The organism is Flavobacterium ichthyis (assembly GCF_009915155.1).
Classification (GTDB): Bacteria; Bacteroidota; Bacteroidia; order Flavobacteriales; family Flavobacteriaceae; genus Flavobacterium; species Flavobacterium ichthyis.
On record NZ_JAABLM010000007.1, the window covers coordinates 40,065 to 59,536 of the forward strand.

Genomic DNA, 19,472 nt, shown 5'->3' on the forward strand with positions numbered 1-19,472 from the left:
ATTTTTTTCACAAAAAAGAAACAATCTTTATAGATAAAATTAAAACGTAAAAAAACCGTCCTGAAAAATCTTCCTGACGGTTCTATATTTTCTGAAAATTTCCTGAATTACATTTTCATTAACCAATGTTTCATTGAAACTTCTCGGTTGATAATATCTTTTAATTCAGAAATTTTTACGCGGTCCTGTTGCATCGTATCACGGTATCGAATAGTGACAGTTTCATCTTCTATGGTTTGATGGTCCACGGTAATGCAAAACGGAGTTCCTAAGGCGTCTTGTCTTCTATAACGTCTTCCTACTGCATCTTTTTCGTCGTAAGCCACATTAAACTCCCATCGTAAATCTTCAATTATTTTTTTGGCAACTTCAGGTAATCCATCTTTTTTAACCAATGGCAAAACGGCTGCTTTTGTTGGAGCTAAAACACTTGGCAATTGTAATACTGTTCTGGTTGAACCATCTTCTAAAGTTTCCTCTTTTAACGAAGTTGCAAATACCGCTAAAAACATCCTGTCTAAACCTACCGAAGTTTCCACCACATAAGGCGTGTAATTTTTATTTTCTTCGGTGTCAAAATATTGCATTTTCTTACCGGAAAATTCTTCGTGTGCTTTTAAATCAAAATCTGTACGCGAGTGAATTCCTTCTAATTCTTTAAACCCAAAAGGAAAATTAAATTCAATATCCGCTGCAGCATTTGCATAATGTGCTAATTTTTCATGGTCGTGAAAACGGTAATTGGCTTGACCCAAACCTAATGACAAATGCCAATTCAAGCGTGTAGTTTTCCAGTACTCGTACCATTTCATCTCGTCGCCTGGTTTTACAAAAAATTGCATTTCCATTTGTTCAAATTCGCGCATGCGGAAGATAAACTGTCTTGCCACAATCTCGTTTCTAAAGGCTTTTCCAGTTTGTGCAATCCCAAAAGGAATTTTCATCCTACCAGATTTTTGAACGTTTAAGAAGTTGACAAAAATTCCCTGAGCGGTTTCAGGTCGAAGGTATAAATCCATAGCATTCTCGGCAGAAGCTCCTAACTTAGTCCCAAACATTAGGTTAAATTGTTTTACATCTGTCCAATTTTTAGAGCCTGTTTCCGGATCGGCAATTTCTAATTCTTCGATTAAAGCTTTTACATCGGCGAGATTTTCAGTTTCTAATGAACGTGCCATTCTCTCCAAAATTTCTCTTTGTTTGGCTTTGTATTCTACCACTCTTGCATTAGTCCCGATAAATTCTTGTTCGTTAAAAGCTTCACCGTATCTGGCTCGTGCTTTTTCGATTTCTTTTTGTGCTTTTTGATTTAATTTTTCGGCATAATCTTCAATTAAAACATCCGCACGATATCTTTTTTTAGAGTCTTTGTTGTCAATTAAAGGATCGTTGAAGGCATCCACATGTCCTGAAGCTTTCCAAGTTGTAGGATGCATCAATATTGCGGCATCAATTCCTACAATATTTTCGTTCATCTGAACCATTGATTTCCACCAATATTCACGGATATTTTTTTTGAGTTCTACACCGTTTTGTGCATAATCGTAAACGGCGCTTAAACCGTCATAAATTTCGCTCGACGGAAATATAAATCCGTACTCTTTTGCATGCGAAATGATGTTCTTAAATTGATCGTCTTGTTTTGCCATACTGCAAAAATAGAAAAAATTTAACGTAATTTTCAATCGTCCAAATTTGGGGTTGTATTTTCTAGAAATTGCTTGTTTAATTCGTGAATTTGTAGCGGTTTCTATCCACTAATGCACGAAATTTTCTTTTGCCTTTTATTTTTTACCACAGATTAAAAGATTTTTTTGATTCTCCGTTGGAATTTGGACTCGAGCGGTTAGCGAACTGGCGAAGCCATTTTATTATTGGAATTTGTTTCTTCTGCAATTCGTGGCTTACATTTTTTCTGCATAGATTACATTATTTTTCATTAAATTTATTGCTGATTTACAAAGATTTACACGCCATGAAGAATTATTTTTTCGATTTATTTTTCCCAAAGTCGTGTTTGGGCTGCAGCGGATTGATGCTTGCAAGTGAAATTGTGCTTTGCACAGCCTGCCGACACGAAATTCCTTTGACTTCGCATTTTTTCTCAACTGAAAATGAATTTACTAAAAAATTTTACGGTAGAATCGAACTTGAATTTGGCGGATCTTTATTATATTTTCACAAACAAGGTATTGTACAACAGCTTATTCACAATTTAAAATATAGACAACATCAGGAAGTTGGCTATTTTTTAGGCGAATGGATTATTAATGAAATGTTTCAATATCATTTGCCAAAAGTAGATGTAGTAGTTCCGGTGCCGTTACATCCCAAAAAATTAAAATCACGTGGTTATAATCAGGTGGAGACTTTTGGTCGGACGATTGCTCAAAATTTAAATTGCGAATACAACGACACGGTTTTACACCGGAACTTTAATACTAAAACACAAACTTTTAAAAATTTATTTGCCCGAACGGAAATTCGTAGAGATTTGTTTGGGGTAGATGATTTCGAAAATTTTTCGGGAAAACATATTTTGTTAGTGGACGATGTAATTACTACTGGTGCTACTATTGAAGCTTGCGCAAAAGAACTTCAGAAAATTTCAGACACGAAATTGAGCGTGATTACAATGGCATTCGCACAATTTTAGCCCCGTCCCGAATGTTGATAGAAGCGAAATCCATCTTTGAACAACAAGCATTTTTGCAGCCCGAAAAAGGCGTTTGGAAAAAAAGATTGCAGTCCCGAAGCTTCGGGGACGGGAAATGGCTTCATAAAAATATATTCTTAAAAGATTTCGTTTCCTCTGAATATAATTGTTATTTTGTGGCACATTTTATTTTTGATGATGAAAAAACACATCTTTTTTTTGTGGGTTGTCTTGGCAATGATTTTTGCAAGTTGTGCCAAAAGAGGAAACATTACGGGTGGTTTAAAAGATACGATTGCTCCGGTATTACAGTCAAGCGTACCGAAAAATTTTAGTACAGATTTTAATGTTCAGGAAATTAGAATCAACTTTAACGAGTATGTGAAATTGAAAGACATCAATAAACAGCTGATTGTTTCGCCTCCGATGAAATATGCTCCTATGGTTTCGCCATCAAACGCAAGTAAATTTATCAAGATTAAGATTAAAGATACTTTGCAACCTAATACTACGTATAGTTTTAATTTTGGCAATAGTATTCAGGATAATAACGAGGGAAATCCGTACCAACAGTTTAAGTATGTTTTTTCAACGGGAAGTTATATAGATTCGTTGAAATTAGGCGGAATCATTCAGGATGCTTACAGTAAAAAAGTAGAGAATTATGTTTCGGTGATGTTGTATGAGGTGAACGAAACTTATAATGACTCCGTGATTTACAAGCAAAATCCGCGATATGTTACCAATACTTTAGATAGTAACCGAACGTTTATTTTAGAAAATCTAAAGGAAGGAAAATATTTGTTGGTCGCCATGAAAGACCTCAACAATAATTATCGTTTAGAATCGAAAAAAGAAAAAATTGGTTTTCACCCGAAACTAATCCAAATTCCAAATGATACTTTGTTTAGCGTGAGTTTGTTTAACGAGATTCCGGTATTTAAAGCCACAAGACCTTATCAGGCTTCGGGAAACAGGATTGTTTTACCTATTGAAGGCAACGGAAAAGACGCTTTGATTTCGATAAAAAACGGTTCGCAAGACATTCCGGTAAAAATTACCAAAATGCCAAAACAGGATTCGTTACAAGTTTGGTTTAAACCAATTAAAACAGATTCAGTTCAACTTTTTGCCAAAAAAAATAATTTCGAAAAAGAGTTTACCGTGAAAATGAAAAACATGAAAAACGATACGTTGAGTTTTTCGCCAAACATTTCCGGAACTTTACATCCTCGAGAAAAATTTAGCATTACTTCGTCAATCCCGGTAGAAAACATTGATAAATCGAAGATCACTATTTTAAGAAAAGATTCTACGCAAGTGGATTTTACAACTTCTTACAATGATTTTGACCAAAAAATTACGCTTGATTTTGCCCACGAACCGCTCGAAAGATTCCGGATTACGGCACTTCCAGGCGCTTTTACCGATTTGTTAGAACGACCAAATGACACACTTTCTTTTTCCTTGGGAACGCAAGATCTTAACGAATATGGAAATCTTCGGTTGACTTTAGAAAATGTAAAACGGTTTCCGGTAATTGTAGAAATTACGGATCCCAAAGGTGAATTAGTGACTTCGGGTTATTCGGATGGGGAAAAAGTTTTGGATTTTAACGGATTGCAACCCAATACTTTCACCATTAGAATTATTTATGATGACAATAAAAATAAAGTTTGGGACACCGGAAATTTTATCGAAAAGCGACAACCTGAAGAAATTATTTTTTATCCTTCGGATATTATTGTCCGGGCGAATTGGGACGTTGACGAACGCGTCACTTTGCCACCTCATTGATTATTACAAAATTTGAAACTGATCTCGATCGTTTAAAAAATTAAATTTTTCCCTAAAATCCAGCAATGGTTTTTTAGGGATTTTTATTTGAAAAACACCATCAGTGGTTTGCGGCGGTAAAATTTCTTCGCCTGCAAAATCAAGCACTTGAGAATGTCCGGAATGTTCAAAACCTTGGTCGTCTTTACCAAAACGATTCACACCAACTACATAACACAAATTTTCTACGGCTCTGGCTTTTAGCAAAATATTCCAAGCTTGTATGCGTTTGTCCGGCCAATTGGCCACGTACAACAGTAAATCGTAGTTTTCTGTATTTCGTGCAAAAACCGGGAAACGTAAATCATAACAAACCTGCAAACAAATTTTCCAACCTTTATAATCAACAATAACCTTCTCTTTTCCGGCGGTATAAATATCATCTTCGCCTGCTAACGAAAACAAATGTCGCTTGTTATAAATAGTTATTTCGCCAGAAGGCAAAACAAAATAAAGCCGATTGTAGAAACGATTATTTTCCTGGATTGCCAAACTTCCTACAATTGCCGCATTCTTTTTCGCTGCCATTTTTTGTAACCAAATTACGGTTTCGCCATCAGGATTTTCAGCTACATTTTGAGGTTGCATTGTAAAACCAGTGGCAAAGGTTTCAGGCAAAACAATCAAGTCTGTTTCAGGAGAAACAGACTCAATTTTATCTTCAAAATTTTTTCGGTTGGCACTGGGGTTTTCCCAAACCAAATGTGTTTGTATCAGAGTAATGTTCATTATTCTATTGTAAAACCGTCAGGCAAGGTTGATTTTTTCTTGATGATAATTATTCCGTCTTTAATAGTGTACAATGCCGAATTTTTATTTTCGAGATGTTTGCCACCTTTTAAAACCACGTTATTCCCTATTTTGCAATTTTTATCGATAATCGTGTTGTCGATTACGCAATTGGTTCCAATGCCTAAATTGGGAATACTATGTTCGAGATTATGATTGATTTCGTCTAAATTTTGGTAAAAATCATTTCCCATAATATAGGTATTAGAAATGGTTGATCCTTTACCAATCCGGCTTCGAATACCAATTACGGAATGCTCGATTTTTGCATTATTGATGATACAGCCTTCGGCAATAATGGATTTGTCAATGAAAGTTCCGCCTGTGATTTTTGAGGGCGGAAGCGTCCGGGCTCTGGTGTAAATTTTGCTCGAATTATGAAATAAATTGAATTTAGGAATGTCATCGGTTAAACCTAAATTAGCGTCGAAAAACGAATCGATATTTCCAATGTCGGTCCAATAACCCTCGTATTGATAACTCAACACTTTTTCTTTTCCGATGGATTGCGGAATAATTTCTTTACCAAAATCAGTCGTTTCCGGATTTGCCATCAATTGCACAAGCAAGTCGCGATTAAAGATGTAAATTCCCATTGAAGCCAAATAATTTCTGCCTTCGGATTTCATTTCATCGCTTACGTCTGAGGTCCATTGGGGTAGCAAATCTGCATGGGGTTTTTCGATAAAAGATGTTATGAAGCTATTTTCGTCCGTTTTTAAAATCCCAAATTCCGGAGCATCTTTAGCATTTACTGGCAAAGTGGCGATGGTGATCGAAGCGCCATTTTTTTCATGGGCTTCAATCATTTCGTTAAAATCCATTTGGTACAATTGATCTCCCGAAAGTATCAAGGCATAATCAAAATCGTGGTTCATGAAATATTGCATACATTGGCGAACCGCATCGGCTGTTCCTTGAAACCACGTGGGATTGTGAGGCGTTTGTTCTGCTGCCAAAATATCGACAAAAGCGTTGCTAAAATGGCTAAATTGGTAGGTGTTTTTGATGTGTTGATTTAGCGAAGCCGAATTAAATTGAGTCAACACAAACATTCTTTTAATATTTGAATTGATGCAATTAGAAATCGGGATGTCCACCAAACGGTATTTTCCGGCAATTGGAACCGCTGGTTTTGAACGGCTTTCGGTAAGTGGTGCTAATCGTGATCCTTGTCCGCCACCTAAGATAATGGCAAGTGCGTTTTTGTTCATGGCTAATGGATTAAAGTTTGGTAAACGTCGGTATATTTTTTTGCGGCACTGTTCCAGGAATGGTCGAGTTGCATGGCTGTTTTTTGAATTTCGGAAAATTTTTCTTGGTTTTGGTACAATTCAATGGCGCGAGAAATGGAATAAATAATGTCTTCAACAGAAGTTTGATCATGGCAAATTCCGAAGCCGTTGTCTCCAATATCAATCACGGTATCTTTAAGTCCTCCGGTTCTGCGAACAATTGGAATTGTTCCGTAACGAAGGGAATACATTTGGTTTAAACCGCAAGGTTCTACGCGAGAAGGCATTAGTAAAAAATCAGCAGCGGCATAAACCTGATGCGCTAATTTTTCGTTGTAACCAATGTATAAATTGTAATTATTTTTAAATTTTTCTTGTAAGTTTTGCAATTGATTTTCTATTAATTTTTCGCCCGAACCCAGAAGCAAGATGTTTAATTTTCCGGAAAATTTTTGCAGGGCAATTTCCACCACTTCGGGCAGCAAATCAGCTCCTTTTTCACCAACCAATCTTCCGATAAACGTAAAAAGCGGTAATGATTCGCTTAAATTAAAATCTTTACATAATTGTTTTTTGTTCGATAATTTTCCTTCGGAAAAATCATTGAAAGTATAATTTTTATGCAACATTACATCAGTTTTTGGGTTCCAAACTTCGGTGTCAATTCCGTTTAAAATCCCAACAGATTTGTTGCGTTCATGCTTTAAAAGGTCTTCGAGGCCGTTAGCATTATAAGTAATTTCTTCCAAATAACTTGGTGAAACGGTAGTGACTTTCCAGGCACATTTTATGGCTGTCGCCAAAGGATTGATAGTTTGGTTCCACTCAAGAAATCCAATTTTTAGTTTGTTGAATTCAGGAATATAATTTATTTTTTCAAAACCAAACCAACCTTGGTATTGACCGTTGTGAATGGTTAAAATTGTTGGGGTATTGCTCAGATTATCGTAAACGTAACAAAACCGCATCATAAATGGGATTAATCCAGTATGATGATCGTGGCAATGTACGATATCTGGTTTCCGGTTAGTTTCAGTTATCCAATTTAAAAAAGCAATTTGAAACGCCAAAAATCTCTCGGTATCATCATCGTATGAATAAATTTCCGGACGCGCAAAAAGTTCGGGAATATCGACAATATAAAGATTGAAACCCAATACATCTGTTTCCTCGCGTAAAATTTTGTAATTAAAAGTAAAAACATCTAGTTTAATTTCACCAGAATAGACTTCAGAAAATTTGTTGTCGCGAACGAATTTAGTATTGTATCCAGGCATGATCACGCAGGCTTCGTGACCTAAATTTTTTTGATATTTGGGCAAAGCACCAACTACATCTGCCAAGCCGCCAACTTTGGCAACTGGGAAGCATTCGGCACTGAGGTGAAAAATTTCCATTGTTACTAAAACGTTTTCATAAAGATAGGAAATTTCACAATCCGAAAATAATGTTGAATGAAGATTTAAAAATTGTTTAAGATTATTATTTAGTATGTTTATTTTTGCTTCAGCATCACTTCATCAGTTTACCACTAATGCACGGATTATTTTTAAAAATTAAAATATGTGATTTTGTAGTTGTAATCTGAGACTAAATAAATGTTACTTAATCGTAATTTCGTCAATGAAAATAAAAGCATCGCCATCAAAAGGAAAACCTAAATGCCATTCAGGAAGTTTTCCAAGATTGTAGGCTTTCACTTTTATGTATCTTGCGTTTATAGGTTTAGATGAAGTGAAATTGAAATCTTTAATGGTGTTTTCATCTTTTTTCGGATCAACATCATTGGCAACAGTTGTGATTAATGTAAAATTGACATTATCTGATGAACTATAATATTCCACTTTTGTTGGCATCATTATCCAAGAACGTTGATCTTGAAGAAAAGTTGCGCTGAAATTGGATACTTTTTTCTCTGACTGTAAATCAACAATTGCTTCAAAATCCTGACTTTGATAACCTTGCCAATCGCCTTTTCTCCAGTTGGTTGTTCCGTTAATTCCGTCTAGTAAACCGTCGTTTCCGCCAGCATGATATTGTGGATTGTATTTTGATTTAGTATCGATGGTGTAATTGTTTGGTTTTTTGAAGAAGGTTGCGGATATTGTGTTACTTTGATTTTCATTGCATTTTACATAAGCAGAAATAGTTGAAGTTTGTAGAATTTCAAAAGGTTTAGCATATAAAACCCATGTTTTCTTAGCAGTTTCATCGTCAGAATCACTTATAAAAAAATAGATAGAATCTTTTGGATTTTGAGATTTTATTTCAATTTGCATTTTATCCTTAAACGATTTACTTTGCGCTTGAATTCCTGGAACAGGAATTATAATTTCACCTGAGTTATTATTTTCAGCTTTTGCTAAAACTTCCTTTAAATAACCTCTAAATCCTTTTTTGGAAATGGTAAGCTGTTCTTTATTTTCAAAATTGATTGTTGCTTTTTCAAAATATGGTGTCGTTTTTGTCCATTCACCACTTCCAGGCGTAACCGAATAAATTCCCATCGAACTTAACACATACCAAGCGCTCATTTGTCCACAGTCTTCGTTTCCAATTAATCCGTCTGGCGTGTTTTTGTAGAAATTATTTAAAATGTAATGAACTTTTTCGGTTGTTTTTTCTGGTTTTCCAACGTAATTGTACAAATATGCCATGTGGTGACTTGGTTCGTTTCCATGCGCATATTGACCAATTAATCCGGTTACATCAACTTGTTCTCGTCCTGTAGTTTTGCTTTCGGAATTGAACATTTCGTCTAGTTTGGCTTCAAATTTTTCGTATCCGCCATACGCTTCAATCATTCCGGGAATATCTTGTGGGACAAAAAAAGAATATTGCCACGAATTTCCTTCGGTAAAATTGTTATTGATTTCTCTTGGATCAAATGGTTTATCCCAACCGCCGTTTTTCTTTGGTCGCATAAAACCAGTATTCCAATCGAAAATGTTTTTCCAGTTTTGAGAACGTTTCATGAAATAATCATAATCGTCTTTTTTGTTTAAAAGCAACGCCATTTGTGCAATACACCAATCGTCATAAGCATATTCTAGGGTTTTAGAAACACTTTCATGTTCGTCATCCATCGAAATAAACCCTTGTCTTTTATAAGCATCCAAACCTAAATGATCTAACATTGCTGAATGTTTTGCAGCTTCGAATGCTTTTTCATAGTCAAAACCTTTGATTCCTTTTGCCATTGCATCTGCCATTACTGACACCGAATGATAACCAATCATGCAATCGGTTTCATTGGAAGCCAATTCCCAAACGGGCAATCTTCCGCCTTGTTCGTATTGTTTCAGAAACGTATTGATGAAATCGGCAGTTCGTTTTTTATCAATCAAAGTATATAACGGATGTGCTGCTCGAAATGTATCCCAAAGCGAGAAAACCGAATAGTAATCAAATCTTTCGGCAACGTGAATTTTATTGTCACGACCACGATATTTTCCGTCGATGTCTTGCGCAATATTCGGTTGAACCATCGTATGATATAAAGCCGTGTAGAAAACAGCCAACTTGTCTTTATTGGTTTCTGTAATTTGAATTTTTGATAACTCTTTGTTCCAAAGTTGCTCGGCTGCTGCCTTAACTTTTTCAAAATCCCAATGTTTGATTTCGGAACTGTTTAATTTTGCTCCTTCATAACTGGTTGGCGAAAGCGACACTTTTACGAGTATTTTTTCTCCTTTTTTGACTTGTTTTGAAAAACTAATGGCAACTTCTGAACCTCTATAAAATAATTCAAGTTTTGAATCTCCTTTCGATTTACTAATTTTCATTGGAACGTTAAATTCAATTCTTGCATAAACATATTGATCTTTTGCCCAAGCTTCACTTCTTCTCAGAATTTCAATTGTTTTATTGTCAATAATTTTTACATCGCCATATAATAACTTGTCTCTATGGTTTAAGTCCAAAATAACATTGGCTTGACCCGAATTATTAAATGTATATTCATGAAATCCAACACGAGTTGATGTAGTCAAACGAACGTCAATATTGTATTTGTCTAATTTTACGCTGTAAAATCCTGCGGAAGCTTTTTCATTTTTATGCGAAAATGTAGAAGAATACATTTTATTATCAAACGACGGTTCGCCCATCGTGGGCATTAACAAAATATCGCCAAAATCAGAAACCCCTGTTCCGTTCAAATGCGTATGTGAAAATCCGTAAATCGTTTTATCCGAATAATGATAACCCGAACATCCATCCCAACTTCCGTCAATTCGAGTATCAGGTGAAAGTTGCACCATTCCAAACGGGACAGTTGCGCCAGGATAAGTATGTCCGTGACCATCGGTTCCAATGAATGGATTGACATGCTGCTGAAATTTTTTTTGCGCAATTGCAGCTGTGAAAATGAAAAAGAAAAGGGGGAAATATTTCATTGTGGATGTTTTTTCAAATATAATTTTTTTTGTTTGGTTTTAGAGCGAAAGTTCCGGCATTTTCGGCGATCGCATTTCCTGCTGCCGGAAGTCGCTGCGTGCCTTTTTTAATTAAAGCCACACGAGCTCCTCACGAAGCGTCGGGACCAGCATCAGGGCTATGGGATAAAGTGGGTTTTGTGTTTGGAAAGTTGGGGAAGGTAGTTTGTAAAAAAATTTAGGGTTAAGAAACCTATTTTTAAACAAGAATTTTTTAAAACTGAACGATGAACATTGAGCATCGAACACTCAACTTTGCCTATTTTCCTAGCCCCGATTGAAGCGAAAATCCCTTAGCAACAAAAAATTTAGTTTTCCCGAAGCGGGAGAGCGACTCCCGAATCCTGGGGAGAAGCTCCTCCTGCAAGTAGGAAAACTTATTTTTTATGCGAAGGATTGCAGCGAAAAGCGGGATTGGCTCCCAAAAAAAAACCTGCTTTTTGAAGAGCAGGCTTTATTTTTAATTGATTCGTTCGAATTCTATGGTAACTTGTAAATCTCCTTCGGTATATTGAATGGAATTACCTTGAAACATTTCTGGGTAAAGGGAAATGCTGGAAATTAATTCGTCCGGAGTACCATTTTCTACGAGAGAATAAGTGGTGTCGTAATCCATTACTTCAATTTCAAAGTGGTTAATTGCCGATAAACTGAGTATAATATTATCAGCTGCTACGTCAAAAATACGGACTTGTTCGTTAAGCTCAAATCCGGTTCTTTTCAAAAATTTATTGTAAGAACTTTGTATTTCGGTTGCAGATTCGGGAAGTGAAATTTCTTGATTTCGGCTTAGGTTAAGGTATAAATCTGCTTTTTTATCAATAGCATTAGTCCCGAAGCTTTCGCTTTCGTCCCAATCGCCTACAAAATTTGTCCAGTAGCCAGATATTCCTGTTACTACAAAGCGACGGCAGTTGTATTTTCTAGGTAAACTTTGTACGTTAATCTTGTTTATTTTAACAAGGTTAGTGTTAACTGCGGTAACTGTACGGGTTTTGGTATAGGTGTTTCCTTGTTGATCGACTACCTCTACTTTGACAGTATAAGGACCTGGATTTTCATAGGAATGATAAACAAATTGTGCTCCAGAATTTCCATAATAGCTTGTTCCGTCTCCAAAAAACCAATTGATATTCGCTACATTCACGTTATTGGTAGAAACGCTGAAACTCACGTTTTTTTGTATGGGAAACTGTAGTTGATCAACGTTGATTACTACTTGATTTTCTGGCTCGGGATTAGTATTCCCTGGTTCATCTCCACCAGAGCATGCCATTAAGCAAATTGCTATTAATGACAAAAATAACTTATTGATAGCTTTCATTATTTTAAACTTGCTGCTAAGTATTCTCTATTCATTCGTGCGATATTTTCGAGAGAAATTCCTTTTGGACATTCCACTTCACAAGCTCCAGTATTGGTACAGTTTCCGAATCCTTCTTCATCCATTTGGCGAACCATATTCAATACACGTTGGGTAGCTTCTACTTTTCCTTGTGGCAATAATGCGTATTGAGAAACTTTGGCTCCTACAAATAACATGGCTGAACCATTTTTACAAGTTGCCACGCAAGCACCACAACCGATGCAAGCTGCTGCTTCAAAAGCACGATCAGCGTCATATTTTGGGATTGGGGTAGCGTTCGCGTCAATCGTATTTCCTGAGGTATTTACAGAAACGAAACCTCCTGCTTGCTGGATTCTGTCAAAGGATGAACGATCGACAACTAAATCTTTGATTACTGGAAATGCTTTACTTCTCCACGGTTCCACATAAATGGTATCGTTGTTTTTAAACATACGCATGTGTAATTGGCAGGTTGTGATTCCTGTATCTGGTCCGTGAGCTCGTCCATTAATGAACAAAGAACACATTCCGCAGATTCCTTCGCGGCAATCGTGGTCGAAAGCAACTGGTTCTTGTTTTTGTGAAACTAGCTGTTCATTTAACTGGTCTAACATTTCCAAAAACGAGCTGTCTGTGGAAACGTTATCGAGCTTATATGACTCGATTTTTCCTTTTTCTTTGGCATTTTTTTGACGCCAAATTTTGAGGTTGATATTTATATTTTTAGAGGTAGCCATACTGTTTATTATTTATAGTTACGAGCTGCAATTTTAATAAATTCATAATTCAGTTCTTCTTTGTGAAGGATTTCCTGATTAATGTCTGCTCCTTTATATTCCCAAGCTCCCACAAATTTGAAATTTTCATCATCACGAAGTGTTTCTCCTTCTGCATCTTGGTATTCTTCTCTGAAATGTCCCCCTGCAGATTCTTTACGTTGTAAACCATCCATCGCCATTAATTGTCCTAATTCTAAAAAGTCGGCAACGCGAAGTGCTTTTTCTAGTTCGGGATTTAGTTCGTTAGCGCTTCCAGGAACGTAAACTTCTTTGTAAAATTCTTTTCTAAGAGCATCTATTTCGCTAATAGCATCTTTCAATCCTTGTTCGTTTCTTCCCATTCCTACTTTGTTCCACATTATTTTACCTAATGCTTTATGAAAATAGTCAACTGATTTCGAACCTTTGTTGTTTAGGAAGAAGTTGATTTGTTCTTTCACTCTATTTTCTGCCTCGGTAAATTCTGGTGAATCTGTTGAAATGTTTCCCGTACGAATTTCTTCGGCTAAATAATTGGAAACCGTGTAAGGTAATACGAAGTATCCATCAGCTAGTCCTTGCATTAATGCCGAAGCTCCTAACCTGTTTGCTCCGTGATCCGAGAAATTAGCTTCTCCCGCCACGAAACATCCTGGAATGGTAGATTGTAAGTTATAATCTACCCATACGCCACCCATGGTATAATGTACCGCAGGATAAATTTTCATTGGGGTTTCGTATGGATTTTCGTCGGTTATTTTTTGGTACATGGTAAACAAGTTACCGTATTTTTCTTCCAACCATTTTTTACCCAAACGTGTCACTTCTTCAGGTGAAGGATTATGGTTTCCGGCGGCATAAGCGGCTTGTTTTCCTTTGCTTTCAATCTCTGAAGCAAAATCTAAGTAAACTCCTTCATTTGTATCATTGGCTTCAATACCAAAACCGGCATCGCAACGTTCTTTGGCTGCTCTTGAAGCTACGTCACGTGGCACTAAATTTCCAAACGCTGGATATCTTCTTTCTAAATAATAATCTCTATCTTCTTCGGCGATTTGCGTTGGTTTCAGTTTTCCTGCACGAATTGCCTCTGCATCTTCTTTTTTCTTTGGAACCCAAATTCTACCAGAATTTCTTAACGATTCCGACATTAAAGTCAATTTTGACTGATTGGTTCCATGAACGGGAATACAAGTTGGATGAATTTGCACATAACAAGGGTTAGCAAAATAAGCGCCTTGTTTGTGGATTTTCCAGGCAGCAGTAACATTACTTCCCATTGCGTTTGTGGATAGGAAATAAACGTTTCCGTAACCTCCCGAAGCGATGATTACAGCATGAGCCGAATGTCTTTCGATTTCTCCTGTTAATAGGTTTCTAGCGATAATTCCTCGTGCTTTGCCATCAACTTTTACTAAATCTAACATTTCGTGGCGGTTGTACTGCTTCACTCTTCCAAGACCGATTTGTCTTGAAAGTGCTGAATAAGCTCCAAGTAATAATTGTTGCCCTGTTTGACCGGCTGCATAAAAAGTTCGCTGTACTTGGGTTCCTCCAAATGAACGGTTGTCCAATAATCCACCATAATCTCTTGCAAAAGGAACGCCTTGCGCCACACATTGGTCAATAATATTTCCAGAAACTTCGGCTAAACGGTAAACATTTGCTTCCCTGGCACGGTAATCTCCTCCTTTAATTGTATCGTAAAACAATCGGTATATACTATCGCCGTCATTTTGATAATTTTTTGCCGCGTTGATACCTCCTTGTGCTGCAATAGAGTGAGCTCTTCTTGGCGAATCTTGAAAACAAAATGCTTTTACATTATATCCCATTTCTCCTAGAGAGGCTGCTGCTGATGCTCCAGCCAAACCAGTTCCTACTACAATCACATCAATTTTTGGGCGGTTGTTAGGTGCCACAAGCTTAAGGTGATTTTTATGATTGGTCCATTTTTCGGCCAGAGGTCCTTCTGGAATTTTCGAATCTAAACTCATATCTTGTTTGTGTGTTATTTAGCTAAAAAGTGAATATAAACAGGAATAATCGCAAACAAAAACGGAACGATTATAGAAAATACTTTTCCAAATCCTTTGATAAATTGGTTGTATTTAGGGTTATTCAATCCTAAAGATTGAAATGCACTCGCAAATCCGTGCCACAAGTGAAAAGCTAACACTACCATTGAAATCACATAGAGAATGGTAGCAATTAAGCCAAATTTTGCGTCTTTAAAAAATGCAAAAGTAATTTTGTGTAAATCTTTATAACCTTCACCAATTTTCAAATCTGCTTCTTTGGCAAAAAATTCTGTTCTATTCTTAATGATAATATTTCCACTTTCAAGGTCTTGAGTGGGAATGTAACTTCCATCCGTCTTCACGTACAATACTTGATTTCCCATTTGGGTTGGCACCTCAACCGTTTGCAAAGGCATATTTTCGTCAAAATGCATTTTTGCCCAAAAGTTTACCATGTGAGTTACTATGAAAATCAAAATTAAAGTTCCTAAAACCGCCATGTTTCTAGATGCAAACCCAGAATTAGCTGACGAATTTTCTTTCGCATACCTAATGGGTCTTGCTTTTCTGTTTTGAACAGTTAACATAATTCCATCGATAGCATGGAAAATAATTGAAAGGTAAGTTACATAAGATAACACCTTAACCATAGGATTGGTAGTCATGAAAAGCGCATACGAATTAAATTGTAGCGGAGTTCCATAAATGAGCTGCAGGTTTCCAACTAAATGCCCTACTAAAAATAAGCATAAAAATAAACCTGTTAGAGCCATCCAATATTTTTTTGCAATTGATGACTTTAAGAGTGCAGACTTTGCCATAAGTTTCGTTTGTGTGTTTTTTTTAAAAAATCAAACAAAAATAAGGCATATTGAGATTAACTACAACCTTTTCGGTTTATTTATAATGAGTATAAAGTGTTAAAGATTACTAAAGAAAATGAATCTTCATTATTCCTTAATTAATTACTATTCTTTTGTACCTTTTTTAATCGAAAATTTTAGCAAAAAAATAAAAAAGTAGTTTTCATTAGTATGTTTTGGTTACGTCTTCATCAACTACAATGATAAAATCCGCCAAATTTACGTTGTCTTTTTCAATTGTAGCAATGTCTTTTTGCGAAACCGTGGCAATGGTCATGATTTTTAGATTTGGCTTATCTTGTTTCAAGTACCAATTAATTCCTTCAAAATTATCACTGTGATACGTCCCGTTATAATGTACAAAAACGCTGTTAGGTTGTAAATTTTGCAAAATAAAAAACCCCATTGTAGCATCTTTGATAGCTTGTGCTTTTGGCATGGTTTCGCTGGCATGATCACCCATCATTTTCATCATGTTTACATAACCGGGGAGTTTTTTGTCGTACTTAATGGGTAAAGGAGCCATCCATGATTTTTCTTCTGCCGATAAAGTTTCTAACACTGGAAAATCTTTTTTATACACTAAACTTGCATACCTTCGTGGAATATTCGAAGCCACAAATTTTAATTTTTTTTCTTTTGCAAAATCAACCAAGGGCTTATAATCTGTTTTGTGATTGTTCCAAAGTCTTGCCAAAGTATCAAAGGCTTTTTGGTTGATTTCTCCTGCCAAATATTGATTCAATTGTTTTTGATTATCGGCTTCAATCATTTCAGCTCCTAAAACCAATTGTTTTTTAGCAAACAAATCTTTTGTAAATTCTAATTGAAGCCAATGAATTATAGAATTATCGTGATGTTCTCCAAATAAAACCACTTCAGCATTTTCAGCAGCGTTCAACATTTTTTTATACGAAGTTTTTTTGCCTTTTTTATCAAAAATTTGGTACGGAAGTTTGTCTTGACCTAATGTGGTCAACCCGAAAAAAAGCGTAAAAAATAGTATGGAAATTTTCATCTGAACAGTATTAATTGAGTGGCTAAAATTAATCATTTATCAGCCAACAAAAAATTATAAACCTGTACATTTTTGAGATATTTTACCATCAAATCATTAACTTTGAAAAAATAATACAAGCTAACTTTTATGAAATACCATCAAATAGACCGCAACCTTTTTATCAAAAACAGAAAAAAATTTACTGCCGAGATGAAGCCTAACAGCGTTGCCGTGTTTAATAGTAACGATATTTATCCGGTTTCTGCCGATTCTACTTTGCCGTTCGCACAACATCGCGACATTTTCTACCTTTCTGGAGTGGATCAAGAAGAAAGTATTTTAGTACTTTTTCCGGATGCGCATTTAGAAAAATACAAAGAAATTTTGTTTTTGCGTGAAACGAACGAACATATTGCCATTTGGGAAGGCGAAAAATTAACCAAAGAAAGAGCTTTTGAAGTTTCTGGAGTGAAAACTGTTTTTTGGCTACAAGATTTCCATAAAATTTTGAAAGAATTAATGTCGTATTCAGATACGATGTACATTAATACTAACGAACATTATCGTGCTTCGGTTGATACAGAAACCCGCGAAGCTCGTTTTGTAAAATGGTGGAAAGAAAATTATCCAGCTCACAAAGTGGAAAAGTCCAACACCATATTGCAAAGACTTCGTTCCATTAAAGAACCCGAAGAAATTGCTTTGATTCAGCAGGCTTGTGATATTACTGAAAAAGGTTTCCGCAGAATTTTAAATTTTGTAAAACCTGGCGTTTGGGAATATGAAATTGAAGCCGAATTTGCACATGAATTTTTGCGCAACCGTTCTAAAGGATTTGCTTATACGCCAATTATCGCAAGCGGAAAAAACGCCAATGTTTTACATTACATCGAAAATAATCAACAATGTAAGGATGGTGAATTAATTTTGTTTGACGTTGCGGCAGAATATGCTAATTATTCATCAGATTTATCGCGAAGCATTCCGGTAAATGGAAAATATACGGCAAGGCAAAAAGAGGTTTATAATTCGGTTTTGCGATGCAAAAAAGAAGCAGAAAACTTGTTAGTTGCCGGAAACGATTGGCATACCTATCACAAGCAAATGGGTGAAATTTATACCAAAGAATTGCTCGATTTGAAACTGATTGACAAAGCAGATGTGCAAAATCAAAATCCGGAATGGCCTGCTTACAAAAAATTTATGATGCATGGAACCTCTCATCACATGGGACTTGACACGCACGATTACGGAATTTTAACGGATAAATTTGTAGAAGGGATGGTTTTTACTAACGAACCTGGATTTTACATTCCCGCAGAAGGTTTTGGGATTCGTTTAGAAGATGATTATGTAATTCAAAAAAGCGGCAATCCATTGAACCTGATGAAAAACATTCCTCTCGAAGCGGAAGAAATTGAGGATTTGATGAATTCTTAACAGCAGGATTTGCGTGAGGGATTGCAGCGGAAATCCTTTTGTTTTTTTTCTTCTAAAAAACAAAAGATTGTAGCGGAAAGCCCGACAGCACAAAAACGCCGGCAGGCTTTTTGTGGTGGCACGCCCAAAATAAAAATACTTTAACGGTTTACGAAAGTGAGCCGTTTTTTTTTATAATTCCAATACAAAAATTGCTTTGCCTGATCGCAAATGGCTCGTGTCCAAATTCGAAAGCTGGATAAAAATTCCGAATGGATTTCATGTGAAAAATTATATTTTTGTTGTAACTAAAATTGACTGTCTTGAAAAATTTCGTTTTTAAAAACACTAAAATTTCGTTTACAGATTCCGGAAAAGGAACGGCTTTGGTGCTGCTTCACGGTTTTTTAGAAAATAAAAAAATGTGGGATTTTATGGTGGCAGCGTTTTCGAAAAAATTTCGGGTAATTGCTGTTGATCTTTTGGGTCATGGCGAAACGGATTCGCTTGGATACGTACATACGATGGAAGATAATGCTGATATGGTTCAGGCGATTTTGAGTGAATTGAAAATAAGGAAAGCAATTTTTGCGGGACATTCCATGGGAGGTTATGTGGCTTTGGCTTTCGCCGAATTGTATCCTGAAAACGTAAAAGGCTTGGCATTAATTAACTCGACTTCTCGAGCAGATTCTGACGAAAAAAAGGAAAATCGTGACCGTGCGATTAAAGCTGTAAAACAGAATTACACGAATTTCGTAAGACTTTCCATCGCCAATCTTTTTAGCGAAAATAACCGTGAAAAATTAGCAGAGGAGATTGAAGATGTAAAAGTTGAAGCTTTAAAAACACCCGTTCAAGGAATTGTTGCCTCGCTTGAAGGAATGAAAATCAGGAATGATCGAGAGGTGATTTTACATTTTGCACCTTACCCGATGTTGTTAGTTTTAGGTAAAAATGATCCGGTTTTGAATTATGAAGATAATCTTGACCAAATTGAAAATACTGCCGTAAAATTAGTTTCGTTTCCCGACGGACACATGAGCCACATTGAAAACCGAGAAGAATTACTCAAAGAAATGACTTTGTTTTTAAAATCGATAAAATAAAA

At 36.0% G+C, this 19,472-nt stretch carries 14 protein-coding genes; 4 read left to right on the forward strand and 10 right to left on the reverse strand.

Annotated features, from left to right (window positions below; genetic code table 11):
• Nucleotides 1–107: 107 nt before the first annotated feature.
• Nucleotides 108–1,649 carry a glycine--tRNA ligase gene (locus GV828_RS06985; RefSeq protein ID WP_166536887.1) on the reverse strand — a complete coding sequence of 514 codons (1,542 nt, stop codon included), beginning with the start codon at nt 1,647–1,649 and terminating at the stop codon, nt 108–110.
• A gap of 326 nt (nt 1,650–1,975) precedes the next feature.
• Here GV828_RS06985 and GV828_RS06990 point away from each other — a divergent pair, with 326 nt between their 5' ends.
• On the forward strand, nt 1,976–2,656 hold the full coding sequence (locus GV828_RS06990; RefSeq protein ID WP_166536769.1) for a ComF family protein: 681 nt from the start codon (nt 1,976–1,978) through the stop codon (nt 2,654–2,656).
• A gap of 195 nt (nt 2,657–2,851) precedes the next feature.
• Nucleotides 2,852–4,453 carry an Ig-like domain-containing protein gene (locus GV828_RS06995; RefSeq protein WP_166536770.1) on the forward strand — a complete coding sequence of 534 codons (1,602 nt, stop codon included), beginning with the start codon at nt 2,852–2,854 and terminating at the stop codon, nt 4,451–4,453.
• 3 nt (nt 4,454–4,456) lie between these two features.
• Here GV828_RS06995 and GV828_RS07000 read toward each other — a convergent pair whose 3' ends face one another.
• The 9 genes from GV828_RS07000 to GV828_RS07040 form a co-directional block, all read right to left on the reverse strand.
• Nucleotides 4,457–5,221, reverse strand: a complete 765-nt coding sequence (locus GV828_RS07000) for an amidohydrolase (RefSeq protein WP_166536771.1) — start codon at nt 5,219–5,221, stop codon at nt 4,457–4,459.
• Nucleotides 5,221–6,495: a glucose-1-phosphate adenylyltransferase gene (locus tag GV828_RS07005; protein ID WP_166536772.1), complete on the reverse strand. Its 1,275-nt coding sequence runs from the start codon at nt 6,493–6,495 to the stop codon at nt 5,221–5,223. Before GV828_RS07005 ends, GV828_RS07000 begins: the two co-directional genes overlap by 1 nt.
• A 2-nt stretch (nt 6,496–6,497) precedes the next feature.
• The gene (locus GV828_RS07010; protein ID WP_166536773.1) at nt 6,498–7,913 is read right to left on the reverse strand and encodes a glycogen synthase; all 1,416 of its coding nucleotides are present in this window, start codon (nt 7,911–7,913) and stop codon (nt 6,498–6,500) included.
• Nucleotides 7,914–8,117: 204 nt separating this feature from the next.
• The gene (locus GV828_RS07015; protein WP_166536774.1) at nt 8,118–10,913 is read right to left on the reverse strand and encodes a GH92 family glycosyl hydrolase; all 2,796 of its coding nucleotides are present in this window, start codon (nt 10,911–10,913) and stop codon (nt 8,118–8,120) included.
• A gap of 499 nt (nt 10,914–11,412) precedes the next feature.
• A complete protein-coding gene (locus GV828_RS07020) occupies nt 11,413–12,276 on the reverse strand; it encodes a PKD domain-containing protein (protein WP_166536775.1) in 864 nt (287 codons plus the stop codon).
• Entirely contained in the window at nt 12,276–13,037 is a 762-nt protein-coding gene (locus GV828_RS07025) for a succinate dehydrogenase/fumarate reductase iron-sulfur subunit (protein WP_166536776.1), read from the reverse strand. Before GV828_RS07025 ends, GV828_RS07020 begins: the two co-directional genes overlap by 1 nt.
• Before the next feature lie 8 nt (nt 13,038–13,045).
• Entirely contained in the window at nt 13,046–15,055 is a 2,010-nt protein-coding gene (locus GV828_RS07030; protein WP_166536777.1) for a fumarate reductase/succinate dehydrogenase flavoprotein subunit, read from the reverse strand.
• Between the two features lie 14 nt (nt 15,056–15,069).
• Nucleotides 15,070–15,900, reverse strand: a complete 831-nt coding sequence (locus GV828_RS07035; RefSeq protein ID WP_166536778.1) for a succinate dehydrogenase cytochrome b subunit — start codon at nt 15,898–15,900, stop codon at nt 15,070–15,072.
• Between the two features lie 208 nt (nt 15,901–16,108).
• Nucleotides 16,109–16,960, reverse strand: a complete 852-nt coding sequence (locus GV828_RS07040; protein ID WP_166536779.1) for a ChaN family lipoprotein — start codon at nt 16,958–16,960, stop codon at nt 16,109–16,111.
• A 129-nt stretch (nt 16,961–17,089) separates the two neighbouring features.
• Here GV828_RS07040 and GV828_RS07045 point away from each other — a divergent pair, with 129 nt between their 5' ends.
• Together GV828_RS07045 and GV828_RS07050 are read left to right on the forward strand one after the other, a co-directional pair.
• Nucleotides 17,090–18,382 (forward strand): aminopeptidase P family protein, encoded by a 1,293-nt coding sequence (locus GV828_RS07045; RefSeq protein ID WP_166536780.1) that lies wholly within the window; start codon nt 17,090–17,092, stop codon nt 18,380–18,382.
• Nucleotides 18,383–18,684: 302 nt separating this feature from the next.
• On the forward strand, nt 18,685–19,470 hold the full coding sequence (locus tag GV828_RS07050) for an alpha/beta fold hydrolase (protein ID WP_166536781.1): 786 nt from the start codon (nt 18,685–18,687) through the stop codon (nt 19,468–19,470).
• Nucleotides 19,471–19,472: the final 2 nt, after the last annotated feature.